Raw genomic sequence first — 15,126 nt, 5'->3', positions numbered from 1 at the left:
CATGCGTCAGTATTGTAAAAAGTATAGGCAAAACGAACAGAATCCGTTTGCGGTTGTTTCTTGGCAAGATGATTTTCTTTATAAGCTTCAAGAACTTGTCGATTGTTTCATACAAGAGCAAAATATTTCCATGCAGGACATAGTGCTTGTTTTTCCGAATGCCAGACCCAAACGGTATTTGACCGCGCGCTATAAAAAATCGGCAGGGCAGAAACAACAGGCAGGCATTTTGCCGCAGATTTACACAAGCTCGGAATTTTATGCGCTTTGTCTGCATCATTTCGAGCGCGGGCAGTCCTTGTTTTCAGAGCAGGAACCTTTGGATAGGTATGCGAAATTATATGAAATCGTAAAAAATATTTTGCAAAAGAAAAGGAACACCCACTTTTCAGCCAGCGTGGAAATCCGGCAATTGGAAGCCGGTGAAACAGATGTTTCTTATAAAAAAGAAGAAAACGGCGTTTTGCAAATGGCGAAATTCTACCCATGGGCGGAAAGCCTTGACATGCTGTTTGAAGAATGTTTTCAGCATTTGATTTTTCCAAGGAATATTGAATATGCCGACGGGGAGGTTTCTCCCTTCGCCCAAAGCCTGCTTGCCGATTTGAAAGAAATTTTCACGGAATATGTGCGTTCCATGCAGGAAAAAAGACAATCAACGCCGGCGTATGGTCTTTTTCGGACAGCCCGCTATATCGAGTCCTATTATCAATATCAAAATGGAAAAACGCCTGAAATGGCAGATATGCCTTTTGAAAAAAATAAGGGAGATGCGGAGTGTTTTTCTGATTTCATGCCCTATTTATTGCAGGGAAAATGCATTATTTTCGCAGGGTTCGTGTCTGTTTCGCAGGCGGAGGAAGTGATTTTGAAATATTTTTGGGAGCGGGGCGCCTGCCTTTGCTTTCATACGGACAGCCGCCTTGTGACCGATATCCGGGCTTTGCATTATTCCTGCGAAGAGCATGGGAAATGGCTGCAAAAATGGCGGGCAGAGGCTTATTTATTGGGCGCCGGCGGGGAAAGAAAACCCAAAATTTCTTTTTTGCCCGCTTATGATGTCCATTCGCAGCTGCAAAGTTTAAAAAAAGACATCATGCCTTATATTGAAACTGCGCAGGAACGTGATGATTACTGTGCCGTTGTTTTGCCGAACCCGTCTTTGCTCATGCCTGTTTTGCATGAGCTTCCCAATAAGAATATCAATATATCCCTTGGCTATCCCATACAAAGAACGCTGCTTTGGCAGTTTATGGAATGTATTTTCACTTTGCAGCTGCAAAAAAAAGGAAATGCTGGCGGGTATTCATACCGGGCGGAAGATTTGCGCGCCTTATTGCGGCACCCCTACGCGAAAATGCTTTTGGGGCAGGGCAAGCAGGGAAATTCCAAGGCAAGGGCGGAGCAAGCCGCTGTTTCCGATGATAATTTCAGCACATGGCGTAAAGTTTTGTATTATGCCGAGAAAAAATTGGCGGAACAAGGCGTGTATGCGGATTGTGCCGATTTTGTACAAAATACGCTTTTTGATTTGGATAATGAAAACCTGCCCTATGCGTTGAATGAAACCTTGGAAGAATTTATTGACAATTTTTTCGATTTGACGGTTTTTTCCTGGGAACAAGTTGAAAATTTGCGTGATATCGGCGAACGGCTTTATGCGTTGATTGATTTTTTAATACGTTACGGAGCCGGGGTTTGGTATCGTTTTCCTTTGGATAAGGAAGGGCTTGTGCGATTTTTGCAAAACACCGTGCCTTCCGTCATGCAAAACGGCATGGCGGAAAAGGTACTTCCTTTGAAAGTGTTATACGGTATTGTGGAACAGCTTGTTCATGCGGAACGTGTTCCTTTTGAGGCGGATCCGTTAACCGGTTTGCAGGTTCTCGGCATGCTTGAAACCCGCTTGCTTCGTTTTGAAAATGTTTTTGTACTTGACTGCATTGAGAGCGCTTTGCCCGCCCAGCAGAACCAAGATCCGCTGATGCCCGATTCCCTTCGGAATATGATTGGTTTGCCGGATAGGCACAGCCGGGAGATTTTGGTCGCCCATACCTTTTACCGGCTTATCAATGGGGCGGAAAACGTGTACTGCTATTGGCAGGAAGGCGTGCTTTCTTCAGAAATTCAAAGTTCAAAAAATATCCGTTCCCGCTTTATTGAGGAATTGATTTGGGAAAAAGAAAAGAACAATAAAAAAGAGGGGATAAGCACTCCTTTTCTAAGGGCTGTTGATTGCGGTTTCAATGTTCCCGAACGGCGGAAAAAACGCGGTATTCCGATGAACGGCGCTCTATTTGCCGCGCTGGAGAGTGTTCTTGCGTTCGGGCTTTCCGCAAAAGGTTTGAACGCGTATTTGCAATGCCCTGTAAAGTTTTATTATCAGTATTTGGCGAAAATAGGCGGAAAGGAAGAGCCGGAAGCGGGAGACAATCATTCGCTTTTCGGAACGAAAATCCATGAACTGTTAAAAGAACAGTATCAAGGCAAAAGCCGTGTCAAGCATGATGAGGCGTTCGCCCGGCAGCTGCTGCAGGGTTTTCATGAAAAATTCAACAAGAAAAACTGGCAGGAGTGTTTTTCCGCCGAAAGTTATTTCATGCTTCAGGAATCCGGGAAATACTTTTTGAACAAATATTGTCAGGAAATGCCCAGCCAGCTTGAAATCCTTGCATTGGAACAGCAGTTTTCCCATTTATTGCGGCATGGGGCTTTTTCTGTTCCCGTTCATTTGATAGGATATGCCGACAGGATAGACAAGCGGGATGACAGTTATTGGATTGTCGATTATAAAACGACGAAAATCAATAAAAAGCAGGCGGCAATATGGAAAAATGAGAGCCTGCTGCATGAGTTGGCAGAAATGAACGGAAATTGGCAGGAAGAAAAGGCGGAACGCTGCTTTGAAGAATTGGCGGCGGAGCTTTCCGATATTCAATTGCCTTTTTATTTGTATTTGTTTGCAAGAGATTTTATTGATAAGCAAAACCGTGTTGACGGGAATGCGAACATTAATGCGTCTTGGATATTTTTAAGCGAGCGGAAAGAACCCTGTGAGCTTGCTCTTGTTTCTGAAAATGTCAAAAGCGGGCGGACAGCGTGGGAGATATTGAAAGATATGCGGGAAAAGCATATGGATACTATCCTGCATTTTATCTTGAACCACATGGTAAAGGAAGAAAAATGGAAATGCAAAGAGGGCAAGTATTGCGGATATTGTCCGTTTGCCGAATATTGTTAAAGAAAAAGGGGCACGGCGCCCCTTTTGTCCATATAAAAAAAACACCCGCATATGCGGGTGAAATTTTTTAAAAGAACCGTGAATAACCTTGCAAAATGATGATACCGATGATGAACGGCAAAATATAGGCAAGATAAAAATACAGCCATTTGGGGAATTTCGCCCCGCTTCCCGTGTCGGCTTCCTTGCAGAAGTTTTCAAAGCCCCAGCCGGATTTATGGGTACAGAACAATAAGAGAATCAATCCTCCGAGAGGCAGAATATTGTTGCTTACGATGAAGTCCAAAAGGTCGAGAATGACGGAACCTTCACCGAATGGTTTGATGCCGCTCCAGACGCTGAAGCCCAGAATACAAGGAAGAATAAGGAAGAACATGGCGCCGAAATTGATATTGATGGATTTTTTCCTGCTCCAGTGCAGGGCGTCCATGCTGTAAGCGATAATGCTTTCCATAACGCCGATAACGGTTGTCAGGGCTGCGAAAGACATGAAAACAAAGAACAACGTGCCCCAAAACAAACCGCCGTTCATTTCATTGAAAACGTTGGGCAAGGTGATAAAAATAAGGCTTGGACCCGCGCCCGGCTCAACCCCGAACGTGAAACAGGCAGGGAAAATGATGATACCTGCCATGAAGGCGACAAAGGTGTCCAATGCGCCGATGTACAGAGCTTCGCCGGTGAGAGATTTTTCCTTATTGAGGTAAGAGCCGAAAATCATCATGCCGCCCATGCCGACGCTGAGAGTGAAGAACGCTTGGTTCATGGCATCGTTAATCATATTGAAAAGACCCGCTTCCTGAATTTTTTCAAAGTTAGGGGCGAGATAAAACGTCAAGCCTTCCTTCACGCCCGAAAGGGTGAGCGAATGCCCTGCAAGAACGAGGAGAATGAATAAAAGACCCATCATCATGAATTTTGCATAGCGTTCAATGCCTTTTTGCACACCGAGGGCGCAAATCACATAGCAAATGCCCGTGACGATAAGCCCCCAGACATACATGGGGATCGGCTGCGCGAGCATATTTTCAAAATACGCGCCGACTTCCTGCGGGTTCAGCGGGGCGAGGGTGCCGATGGCGATATTGTAGCAATAACTGACAAGCCAGCCTGCAATGGGAATATAAAACATCATCAAAACAAACGGACCAACGTAACCGAACCAGCTGAACATGCGCCAGCTCTTGGTGGGGCTGAGTTCATGATAACAGCGCGCCATTGTTTTTTGCGAGGCGCGTCCCGCGGAAAACTCCATGACCATGATAGGCAAGCTTACTGCAAGCAAAAAGAAAAAGTAGGCGACAAGGAAGAGAAGTCCTCCGTATTTGCCGACGACATAGGGAAAACGCCAAACGTTTCCAAGCCCGATGGCGCAGCCTGCGGAAAGCAGAAGAAAGCCTAAGCGTGATGCGAGTTGATCTCTTGTTTTGTTCATAAAAAATCCTTATTTGCTGTTTCTGGGTTAGAAAAAACGGGCATATCCCTGAATGAAGACAAAGAACATGATGGCAGGCAAGATATAACTCAGATAAAACCGCAGGCAGCGGGGGAATTTCATGCCTTCGCCGATATTCGCTTCTTCAAGGAATTTATCGTATCCCCAACCGTAACGGCTTGTGCAGAAAAGAAGAATGAGAAAAGAGCCGATAGGCAGCATGTTGTTGCTGATGATGAAATCTTCCAAATCCAAAATATTGGAACCCTCGCCTAAGGGGGCGATATGCGACCAGATGTTGAAACCGAAAATACAGGGGAGCATGAGAACGGTAATGGAAACACCCGTCACAACGGTCGCTTTTCTGCGTGACCATTCGTGCACGTCCATATAATAGGAAATGATGTTTTCAAAAACAGCAATGACAGTGGTGAGGGAAGCCGCCGCCATAAAAATGAAGAATAATGTTCCCCAGAAATTACCGGCGGGCATTTCATTAAAAACGTTCGGAAGCGTGATGAAAATTAGTCCTGGACCGGCATTGGGCTGAACCCCGTAAGTGAAGCAGGCGGGGAAAATGATGAAACCTGCCATAATGGCGACGAACGTATCCAAACCCACGATATAAACGGCTTCGCCGGTGAGGGCTTTGTTTTTGTTGAGGTATGAACCGAAAATCAGCATAGCCCCGATACCGACGCTCAAGGTGAAAAATGCTTGGTTCATGGCGTCGTTGACCATATTGAAGAAGCCCGCGCTCATCACCCGTTCCCAAGAGGGAGCAAGGTAAAAACGTATGCCTTCGCCGGCGCCGGAAAGGGAAAGGGAATTTCCTGCAAGCACGATCAACAGAACGAGTAAGCCGAGCATGAGGATTTTAACGATTTTTTCAACGCCTTTTTGCACTCCGAGAGAGCAGACGCCGACGCCGATTGCGATGACAAGCAAAGACCAGCTGATCATGGGTATCGGTTCTGCAAGCATGGTGCCGAAAAACGTGCCTACTTCCTGCGGAGGCAAGTTCAGAGCCCCCGTCGCCGTGTGATAGCAGTAGGCGATAAGCCAGCTTGAAACCGGCACATAGAACATCATCAGTATGGTTGAACCGATAAGTGCGAAACAGCCTGATTTATGCCATTTTGTACCGATAGGTTCAAGCATGTGCAGGGCATTGCCCATATTTTTTCGGGAAGCGCGCCCGATGGCAAATTCCATGATGATGATAGGAAGCCCCACGGCAAGCAAGAAGAAAAAATAGGTTGCTAAAAAGTATGCGCCGCCATAAAGCCCCGCAATATAAGGAAAACGCCAAACGTTTCCAAGTCCGATGGCACAGCCGGCTGAAAGGAGCAGAAAGCCGAGGCGTGTGGCAAGTTCTTCTCTTGATTGTTTCGTCATAAGTTAACCCTTTGTAAAGTATTTAGTCTAGCAGAGGAGTAAAGGAATTTCAATATAAACTTTTAAGCCTTGTTCTTGGGAAATCCGAAGCTGATGGATAAGATGACGGCAAGAGCAAGAAGAATGCAATACCAGTTGTTCACGGCAATTTCCATAGGCGATATTTTGGATAGGGAACCTGCAAGCAAAAGCTGGGCGCCATAGGGGATAAGTCCCTGAAATACGCAGGAAGCCATATCGAGAATGCTTGCGGAACGGCGGGGGTCGATTTTGCTTTTGTCTTTGATTTCTTTGGCGAGCCCGCCTGTTAAAATAATGGCGACAGTATTGTTCGCAAGGCAAATATCGGCAAAGCTCACAAGGGCTGCTATGCTCCATTCACCGGTTTTGGGGCTGTGTTCGTCGCTGTTCTTTTTTGCGAATTTGTCAATGGCTTGCAAAACAAAGGCGATACCGCCGTTTTGTTTGATAAGTTCGCCAAGTCCGCCAAGCATCATGGAAAGTATCATAATCTCGTTCATGCTTGCGAAACCGTTGTAAACGTGTTGGCTGAACGTTAAAAATCCGTAATCTTCAATGGAATAAATGCCGATTATGCCGCTGAAAACTATTCCGGTCAAAAGAACGACAAAAACATTCACTCCGCAGACTGCCATGACTAAAATAGTAATATACGGAAGAACTTTTATAAATTCGTAGTCGTGAATTTCAACGGCTGAGGGGCTGGATGTCGTAAAATAAAGAAGAACGATAGTGACAATTGCGGTTGGCAGGGCGATTTTGGAGTTAAAAATGAACTTATCTTTCATTTCACAGTTTTGTGTTCTTGTCGCCGCAATGGTGGTGTCGGAAATCATGGAAAGGTTGTCGCCGAACATTGCTCCGCCTACAATCACGCCAAGCATAAGCGCAGAACTGATTTCTGTCTGTGAGCTGATACCGAGCCCGATCGGGGCGATGGCGGCTATGGTTCCCATACTTGTTCCCATTGCTGTGGCAATAAAGGCGGCAATAATGAAAAATCCGGGAACAATGAAATCAACGGGGATTAAAGACAGCCCGAAATTCACTGTCGCGTCGACGCCTCCAATGGATTTTGCCACGGCAGCGAAAGCGCCCGCCATAATATAAATGAAACTCATGGTAATGATATTGCTTTCGCCGACGCCTTGCAGGAAAAGGGCGATTCTCTGGTTGAGCTTGCCTTTGAACTGCGCGATGGCGATAATGATGGCAGGAACGATAGCGACGGCGGCGGAAAGCTGATAAAATGCCATATTGACATTTTGAAAGGTTAAATATGCACCGGTTCCTATGAAAAGTATTAAAAATACGATAAGTGGCAATAAAGCAGAAGCTTTAGGGCTTGGTGTATTCATAGCGGCTCCCTGTTTTAGAGTTTATATGCAGTATTACTATATCAAAATATCTTAATACTCAAGTATTTTTTAACAAAATTGGTAAATTTTTTATGGAGAATGTGCTTGAATGGATACCGCTTTTTTAAATTATGAGTTTATTCATGAATGAAACATTGACATCCTGAAAAGGATATTGAAAAAAAGAAAATATGCCGGGGTGAGGATAGACAAGAAAAAATACGTATTGAATTTACAAATTTGTAAAAATAATGCTTTTGCTCTGATAGTTTTTACAAAATTAATTTTTCTACCGCGGAAAAGGGGGTATTCCCCCGTTCAGGGGAATTGCCGGAATTGAATGTTCACATATTCCTTTTGAAAAAAGTCCTGCCGGCATAAATTCTGCTGCTTTTAGGGCGCGGTGTTTGCTATGAAGAGAATATAAAAAAATGGTTAACATGAATTTTCCAAAGCGGTATGCTTTGGAAAATTCATGTATCGGAACATTATCAATGCTTATAGCGCGGTTTTCTTTGATGGATACGGAAATTTTCATGGAAGACACGCAAACGCTTTTGAATGCGTTCGACACGGCGGGTGATTTCGCTTAATCCAAAATAGCCGACAGAGGCGAAAACCCCGAAGGCGGCAACCAAGATAGCCGACAAAATGAGCAGTTCATTATAGGACTTATCGTTCGAAGTAGTTTGCCATAAAAGGAATATGCAGGCAATGCAGCCGCCGAGCCACATAAGGTGGCCGCAAAGTTTTAAAAATTGTTCCAGCGGGGCGTTGTTGTAAGGGTTGACTTCGGATAAGCCTTGCCAGTCGCGGCTTCCGCATTCGGGACAACGCGCCAGAAATTCAGGAAAGACCGTTTTGCATTTGGAACAGACAAGCACGGGTTCTTTGCCGTGTTTCTGCAAACGCCGTTTTTTTTGGAACGTATGGATAGGCCTGTTGAGTTTCGGAATGGTGTTTTTATGGGTGTTTTTGGTAAATCGCATAGTTCATTTCCCTTATATGCTTTCATATTTTGGCATTTTTAAAGGTTTAACCGTATTGGGGCGCGCTTTTTGCGTGCAATAAACGAAAACCATAAGTGCCATGCCGACTAGGGAGCCGGCATAGCGGTATTCATAAGGAAGAATAAACCCGGTGATTAAAAACGGATTGAGGAAAAGAACTGTGCAAAGTGCCAAAATGATTTTGTCCAACGTATTGTTTTTATTAACGAACCAGCCCTGTGTAAAAGAGGCGAAACAGACAGTTCCAAGGCACGTCATTCCGAAAATGAACATTCCCATGGGGAATGAATGAATATTCCATAAAATGATGTCATGGTTGAAAAAGAACATCAAAGGCAAAATCGCCGTTCTGATGTCATACCAAAAGCCTTGGATACCGGTAGTGATAGGGGAGGCTTCGGCAATGGCGGCTCCCGCATAGGCGGCAAGGCCTACGGGAGGCGTATCGTCCGCTAAGATGCCGAAATACAGGCAAAACAAGTGGGCGGCTAAAAGCGGAACGGCAAGGTCCACGCCGTGAATATCCACATTGGAGGCAAGACGGACCAAAATAGGAGCGGTGAGCGATGCCATGATGATATAGTTTGCGGTGGTGGGCAGCCCCATACCCAGCAAAAGACTGGCAATGGCGGTAATGGCAAGGAGCAGTATGATATTGTTCATGGACAGGATTTCGACAAATGTCGTGATTTGCTGTCCGAGACCGAGAGAAATGCAGCCGACGATAATGCCGGCGCAGGCCGTGGCAAGGGCGACTCCCGCCATGTTGGTAGCGCCTGCCGAAAGGGACAGAAGCCATTCTTTGAGCGCCAGTTTCGCGCATTCGAAACGGGAAAGCCCGTATATGCGGTTTCGGATGAAACTTGTCCCGAGCATCATGACGCTTAGGACGCAAATCGCTCTGAAAACGCTCATTTCGGCTGAATGCTGCGCGAAAATGAGTTCATAGAGCAGCATGCAGATAGGAATTAAAAAAATCCACCCTTCTTTGAGGGTTTCCTTGGCGTTTGGCAAGGCTGACTTGGGAAGTCCCTGCATGCCGAGCTTGCTCGCCTCGACGTGGGTGATCCAAAGCAAAGCCACATAAGACGCAAACGCGGGAATGGCGGCGGCTTTGGCGACTTCGATATAAGGAACGTTGACGTATTCCGCAATAATAAAGGCTGCGGCGCCCATGACCGGAGGGGCGAGCTGTCCGTTGGTCGAGGCGGCAACTTCAATAGCCGCCGCTTTTGCCGAAGGGTAGCCCATTTTTTTCATAAGAGGGATGGTAAACGTACCGGTTGTCACAACGTTTGCAATGCTCGAACCGGAAATCATGCCTGTCAGGGCGCTGCCCAAAACAGCGGCTTTGGCGGCGCCGCCTTTGAAATGCCCTAAGCCCGCAATGGCGAGCCGGATAAAAAATTGTCCTCCGCCCGCCCGTTCAAGCATGGTGCCGAACAAAACGAAGAGAAAAACGACCGTTGCGGAAACCTGCAGAGGGACTCCGTAAATTCCCTCGGAATCCATGGTCATTTGCGAAATGAAACGGGAAATGTTCGCTCCTTTGAAAGCCAGAAAATCAGGCAAATACGGACCTGAAAAAACATACACGATAAAAACTGTGGCGATAGTCGGAAGAGCGGGGCCGATAACGCGGCGTGTCGCTTCCAGCAATAAAATGATCAGCAAAAAGCCGAAAATCAAGTCGCGGGTGATGGGAAGCCCCGCGCGTGAGGCGATACCCGTATAATCAAGAATGATATAAAGGGCGGAAAAAGCCGCAAAAATCGCAAAAATATAGTCAATGACGGTAACTCTGTTCATCGCCAGCAAAATGCGCTTGTCCCAGTCGCCTGTTTTGCCTTGCTTGAGCATGGGAATATTGAGGTAAACCAAACTGATGGCAAAAGTCAAATGAATTGCACGGACGAAAATGGCGTCAATAAGAATGAAACCTGCTGACGCGAGTTGGAATAAAGACCACATGAGCCCGATAATGAGGGTCAGGTTTTCTGTAAAGCCGGATCCTTCCCCCCGAAGCCCGTGCTCGACCTTGAGCATTTCTTCGCGATAGGAGTCGGGTTTAAATGCTGATTCTTTTTTTCTTTTCATAAGCGACCTTTAAATAAAAAGCGTGCAAAACAAATTTTGCCGTAAAAAAGGGGGAATTGCTTCCCCCCGTATTGAGCAGGAAAGGCTTATTTTATTAAGCCGACTTCTTTATAATACCGTTCAGCGCCCTTATGGAGCGGAGCGGACAAACCTTCAAGCATGCCTTCTTTGGTAAGGTTGGCAAGGGCGGGGTGGAGCGTGCGGAGTTCCTCGAGATTTTCAAAAACCGCTTTGGTAAGGTTATAAACAACTTCTTCGTCAACATTGGCGGAAGTGATGAGGGTTGCTTTCATACCGACAGTGGGGATTTTGCCTTCACTTGCGTTGGTTGCTTCCGGATATTGCGCCATGTCGATACTGTCCATGGAATAGTAAGGAGCGACGTCGAAAAGGGCTTTGATTTCAGGAATAGGGATGATACGCGCCTTTCTCATGCCCGCAGTCGCTTCTTTGATGTTTCCGTTCGGATGTCCGACAGTATAGAAGAAGCCGTCAATACGTCCGTCTTGGAGCATGCGGGGAGCATCGGCGGCTTTCAGGCTTTCCGCTTTGAAATCTTTTTCATAGTTGATGCCGAGGGCGTTGAAAATATCAATGGCGTTTTGGCGGTTTCCGGAACCGGGGTTGCCGATATTGATTGTTTTTCCTTTTACGCCGTCAATGCTTTTAATGCCGGAATCCTCCGCAACGACAAAAGTAATCATTTCAGGAGCCAGGGAAAATACGGAGCGGAGTTCGGCAATGGGGGCGTTTTCCCATTCTCCTTTGCCGTTATATGCCAGATATTGGCTGTCAGCTTGGGCGATACCGAAATCAAGGTTTCCGCCTTTCACCGCATTGATGTTGAAAATAGAAGCGCCTGTCGCTTCGGCGGTTGCTTTGATTCCGAATTCGTCAGCCCTGTCATTCACGATTTTTGCGATAGCGCCGCCGGTAGGGTAATACACTCCGGTAATACCGCCTGTTCCGATGGTGATGAATGTTGTTTTGGCTTCTGCGCTTACCGGCGTGAAAAACATGCCGAGACCCAACAAAGCAAGAGCAAAGCGGTTAAAAATTTTATGCATTGCTTCCTCCATAAAAAGATAGAATTTGTAAAGAATTAACAGTATTGTTATTTGTTTTTACAAAAATGTTTTATCAAAAAAAATGCAGGGACGCAAGGGATTTTCCGGTAAGAAAAAAGTATGGGTAATGGCTTGATATTATGAAAGTTATTTTTAAATAGCATACGTATTTTACATGGTTGGAAGAATATTGGGAAAATAAAAATTTTTTTGTACAATTTTGCAGAGGCTGAAAATAAAAATAAAATTTTTACAAAATTGTACTTCTTGTCGAATCAGCCATTTTCCTGCACGGCAAGTTTTATCCTGCATACTCCGCACAAATCTCCGGAAGACGTGGGGTAACCGCATCGGGGGCAAGGGCTCAATTCTTTTCCCTTGTTTTGCTCTTCCGTAAAAAACGCAGGTTTACCCCTTTCCAAAAAGCCCTGATAGAAATCAAGCTTACGTCCCGGCATGGCAAGTTCCAAATCAATCCAAAGGCTTTTCAGGACGGAGAAGCTCGCCCCCGTGCTGTAAGGACATGGGGCGTAATGGTTCTCTATGTCCATTAAAAAAGCATAGTGGGCGGTTTCATATTCGCTCAGCCGCCAGAGGGGTTTGATTTTTTTGCGGAACCCTTCCTCATCGGGAAGAACCGGTCCTTGGTCGCTTAAATAAGCTCTGTCCCAGCGCAGGGTATTGCTCGTGAGGCGGGCGATTTCGTCGTCCAGATTATGTCCGGTGGCTAAAGCGTCAAAGCCGAGTTCGCGGGCGGTCTGGTTGAAATAATAGCGTTTGATTTTTCCGCATGCGGAACAGATCGGGCGGTTAAGGCGGGCTTTGACTTTCGGAATGGCGAGCCCCTCTTTTTCCATTTCTTTTATGATTAAGGGAATGGCGTGTTTTTCGCAAAAACGTTCCACCACCGCCCGTGCCTTTTCAGAAGAAATACCAATGGAAAGGTCGATATGCAACCCCGTAACGTCATAGCCCAAACGCGAAAGAACAAGAGCGAGGGCAAGGGAATCCTTGCCTCCGGAAAGGGCGACGAGCACTTTTTCGCCTTTTTCAAGAAGATTATGCTGTTCAATGCCTTTTTGGACTTGTTTTTCAAAAAAACGGATAAAGCATTCCTCACAAAATGCTGAATTGTGTGAGGGCAAATCAATAATGGCAGTGGCTTTACAGCGTGTACACTTCATATTTTCTCCAAAAGGGCGGGTAGGAAATTGTTTTGCCACAGGCTTTTTTTTTGGTCAATGTTTTTTAAGTTCGGCAAAACCGGAAAGCCCCCTTGGAAAAGGGGGCGAAGAGGGAAAGCTATGGGGGTGAGGTATTAATCTTCCGACTTGCTTTGTTCGTATTCGGCAATGACTTTTTCCACAACGGGCTGCGGAGCTTCGTCGTAATGGTCAAACTCCATGAGGAATAAGCCTTGTCCGCCGGTCATGCTTCTTAAATCCGAAGCATATTGCATGATTTCGCTCATAGGCACATTGGCTTTGATTTCAGTAACGCCTTTGTCTGTGTCGGAGCCTAAAACTTTTCCGCGCCTTGAAGCCAAATCGCCGATAATATCCCCCATATATTCGTCAGGAATGGAAATGGTGACAAGGGCGATAGGTTCCAGAAGAACGACTTTCAATTCTTCCATGGCTTTTTTGAAAGCGACGGAACCGGCTAATTTGAACGCCATTTCGGAAGAGTCCACGTTGTGGTAAGAGCCGTCATAGAGTTTCACTTTGAAGTCGACGACCGGATAACCGGCAAGGAAACCGCGTTTTGCGCTTTCCTGAATACCTTTGTCAACAGCGGGAATATATTGTTTCGGAATTGCGCCGCCGACAATGGCGTCTTCAAATTCATAGCCTGCACCGCGCGGCAGCGGTTCCATTTCAATAAAGCAGTCCCCGAACTGGCCTTTTCCGCCGGATTGTTTTTTATGTCTGCCCTGCACTTGCACTTTGCCTTTGATGGTTTCGCGGTAAGGAATTTTCGGCGTGGTAAGCTCGATTTCGATTTTGCCGCGGCGTTTCGCCTTTTCAACGGAAATTTCAATATGCAGCTGTCCCATGCCGGAAAGGAGGGTGTCGCCCGTTTCTTCGTCACGGGTGAGTTTCAGGCTTAAATCTTCTTCCGTGAGTTTTTGTATTGCGGCAAAAACTTTATCTTCCTCACCCTTTACGGCGGCTTTTACGCCATAGCTGATAAGCTGCGGAAGCGGGTCCGGACAAGGCACTTCAAAGGGTGCTTTTTCATCGCAAAGGGTATCGCCTGTTTGCGTATTTTTAAGCTTTGCGACAGCGATAACCGCTCCTGCGTGCAATGTGTCTTTGCATGGATTTTGCACTTTTCCGTTCAGGGTGATTAAGGAACTCATTCTTTCATTTTCACCGGAGCAGACGTTTTTAAGGGTGGAATCGGAAGAAAGGGAACCGGAAATCACGCGCATGATATTGATGTGTCCCGCAAAAGGATCGTTGAGGGTTTTGCAGACAAAAGCGGAACAAGCTTCATCGTCCGCCTTGCGGGTGCTGCCGTCTTTGCCTTCGTAAGGAGCCCTATCAAGAGGAGAAGGCATGTACGCGTCAATGGAATTGAGCAGGCGGCGTCCGCCTTTGTTCGCCAAAGCGCTGCCCACCAAAACGGGCACAATGTCGCGGTGTATTGTCGCAGAACGCAGGGCGTTATGGATTTCTTCCATGGAAAGTGTGCCTTCCGCAAGGAATTTTTCCATAAGTTCTTCGCTTGAGCCGGCGATGTTTTCCACTGAAATATCACGGAGCAAATGGGCTTCGTCTTTGAGTTCATCGGGAATTTCCTTTTCCTCGACCTTGCCGTCCCCGATGAAATAAAGGGCTTTCGCGGGGAAAATATCGATAAGTCCGACAAATTCATTATGCTCGATAATAGGCATATAGAACACAACGGGTTTCATGCCGAGCGTGGTGGAAAGGCTGTTGAACGCCATATCGAAATTAGCGAGTTCCCGATCCATTTTGTTGATGAAAACAATGGTCGGAAGTTTTTCCTGCTGGATATACGCCCACATTTTTTTGGTTTGAGGACGCACGCCGTCAATGGCGTCGATAACCAATACCGCACCGTCGACGGCTTTGAGCAAAAGCTCCGTGTCGGCGTTGAAGTTATTGTCTCCGGGAATATCAATTAAAGAATGGGGGTTTTTATTCCAAGTGAAATTTGCAAAACCCGGCTGGATTGAACCACGGCGTTTAATTTCTTCCGGCTCATAGTCAAGAGCAGTCGTACCGTCTTCAATGGATCCTAAACGGTTGATAATGCCGGATTGAAATAAAAGCATTTCGGCAATGGACGTTTTACCGCAGCCGCTTGTTCCGATAAATGCATACGTGCGTTGATTTTGCAAAGAGTTTGACATACTGCTCTCCTAACTTGAAATTAATAGAAAATATATGCATTCTTTCCATGCGGAAATAATTTTCTATCTAGTATACGTTTTACTGTGTTTGCAACCAATTTGTCAAGCATTGAGAAA

The 15,126-nt window shown here is 46.1% G+C and carries 9 protein-coding genes; 1 reads left to right on the top strand and 8 read right to left on the bottom strand.

Annotation, left to right across the window (positions count from 1 at the left end; all coding sequences use genetic code 11):
- Position 1: 1 nt before the first annotated feature.
- Positions 2-3,241: a PD-(D/E)XK nuclease family protein gene (locus JBF11_RS06290; RefSeq protein WP_334314645.1), complete on the top strand. Its 3,240-nt coding sequence runs from the start codon at positions 2-4 to the stop codon at positions 3,239-3,241.
- A 67-nt stretch (positions 3,242-3,308) separates the two neighbouring features.
- Here JBF11_RS06290 and JBF11_RS06285 read toward each other — a convergent pair whose 3' ends face one another.
- The 8 genes from JBF11_RS06285 to JBF11_RS06250 all read right to left on the bottom strand — a co-directional run bounded on the left by JBF11_RS06285 (position 3,309) and on the right by JBF11_RS06250 (position 15,009).
- A complete protein-coding gene (locus JBF11_RS06285; RefSeq protein ID WP_334314644.1) occupies positions 3,309-4,676 on the bottom strand; it encodes a sodium-dependent transporter in 1,368 nt (455 codons plus the stop codon).
- 27 nt (positions 4,677-4,703) lie between these two features.
- Positions 4,704-6,074, bottom strand: coding sequence for a sodium-dependent transporter (locus JBF11_RS06280; RefSeq protein WP_334314643.1), 1,371 nt, complete (start codon positions 6,072-6,074; stop codon positions 4,704-4,706).
- Positions 6,075-6,136: 62 nt separating this feature from the next.
- Positions 6,137-7,453: a Na+/H+ antiporter NhaC family protein gene (locus tag JBF11_RS06275; protein WP_334314642.1), complete on the bottom strand. Its 1,317-nt coding sequence runs from the start codon at positions 7,451-7,453 to the stop codon at positions 6,137-6,139.
- Between the two features lie 491 nt (positions 7,454-7,944).
- Entirely contained in the window at positions 7,945-8,442 is a 498-nt protein-coding gene (locus tag JBF11_RS06270; protein WP_334314641.1) for a glycyl radical enzyme family protein, read from the bottom strand.
- A gap of 12 nt (positions 8,443-8,454) precedes the next feature.
- Positions 8,455-10,560, bottom strand: a complete 2,106-nt coding sequence (locus JBF11_RS06265; RefSeq protein WP_334314640.1) for a TRAP transporter permease — start codon at positions 10,558-10,560, stop codon at positions 8,455-8,457.
- An 86-nt stretch (positions 10,561-10,646) separates the two neighbouring features.
- On the bottom strand, positions 10,647-11,627 hold the full coding sequence (locus JBF11_RS06260; protein ID WP_334314639.1) for a TAXI family TRAP transporter solute-binding subunit: 981 nt from the start codon (positions 11,625-11,627) through the stop codon (positions 10,647-10,649).
- A 275-nt stretch (positions 11,628-11,902) separates the two neighbouring features.
- The gene (locus tag JBF11_RS06255) at positions 11,903-12,811 is read right to left on the bottom strand and encodes a PP-loop family protein (protein WP_334314638.1); all 909 of its coding nucleotides are present in this window, start codon (positions 12,809-12,811) and stop codon (positions 11,903-11,905) included.
- Between the two features lie 134 nt (positions 12,812-12,945).
- Positions 12,946-15,009, bottom strand: a complete 2,064-nt coding sequence (locus tag JBF11_RS06250; protein WP_334314637.1) for an elongation factor G — start codon at positions 15,007-15,009, stop codon at positions 12,946-12,948.
- Positions 15,010-15,126: the final 117 nt, after the last annotated feature.

This window comes from Taurinivorans muris, assembly GCF_025232395.1.
Lineage (GTDB): Bacteria > Desulfobacterota > Desulfovibrionia > Desulfovibrionales > Desulfovibrionaceae > Taurinivorans > Taurinivorans muris.
Note: the sequence above shows the minus strand (reverse complement) of the source record. Positions and strands in the feature narration are given on the sequence as shown.

What these genes read in the sequence shown, in the direction of transcription:
- JBF11_RS06290 (WP_334314645.1), top strand. Translation starts at nt 2, where the DNA reads ATGCGTCAGTATTGTAAAAAGTATAGGCAAAACGAACAGAATCCGTTT.
- JBF11_RS06270 (WP_334314641.1), bottom strand. Translation starts at nt 8,442, where the DNA reads ATGCGATTTACCAAAAACACCCATAAAAACACCATTCCGAAACTCAAC.
- JBF11_RS06265 (WP_334314640.1), bottom strand. Translation starts at nt 10,560, where the DNA reads ATGAAAAGAAAAAAAGAATCAGCATTTAAACCCGACTCCTATCGCGAA.
- JBF11_RS06260 (WP_334314639.1), bottom strand. Translation starts at nt 11,627, where the DNA reads ATGCATAAAATTTTTAACCGCTTTGCTCTTGCTTTGTTGGGTCTCGGC.
- JBF11_RS06280 (WP_334314643.1), bottom strand. Translation starts at nt 6,074, where the DNA reads ATGACGAAACAATCAAGAGAAGAACTTGCCACACGCCTCGGCTTTCTG.
- JBF11_RS06250 (WP_334314637.1), bottom strand. Translation starts at nt 15,009, where the DNA reads ATGTCAAACTCTTTGCAAAATCAACGCACGTATGCATTTATCGGAACA.
- JBF11_RS06255 (WP_334314638.1), bottom strand. Translation starts at nt 12,811, where the DNA reads ATGAAGTGTACACGCTGTAAAGCCACTGCCATTATTGATTTGCCCTCA.
- JBF11_RS06275 (WP_334314642.1), bottom strand. Translation starts at nt 7,453, where the DNA reads ATGAATACACCAAGCCCTAAAGCTTCTGCTTTATTGCCACTTATCGTA.
- JBF11_RS06285 (WP_334314644.1), bottom strand. Translation starts at nt 4,676, where the DNA reads ATGAACAAAACAAGAGATCAACTCGCATCACGCTTAGGCTTTCTTCTG.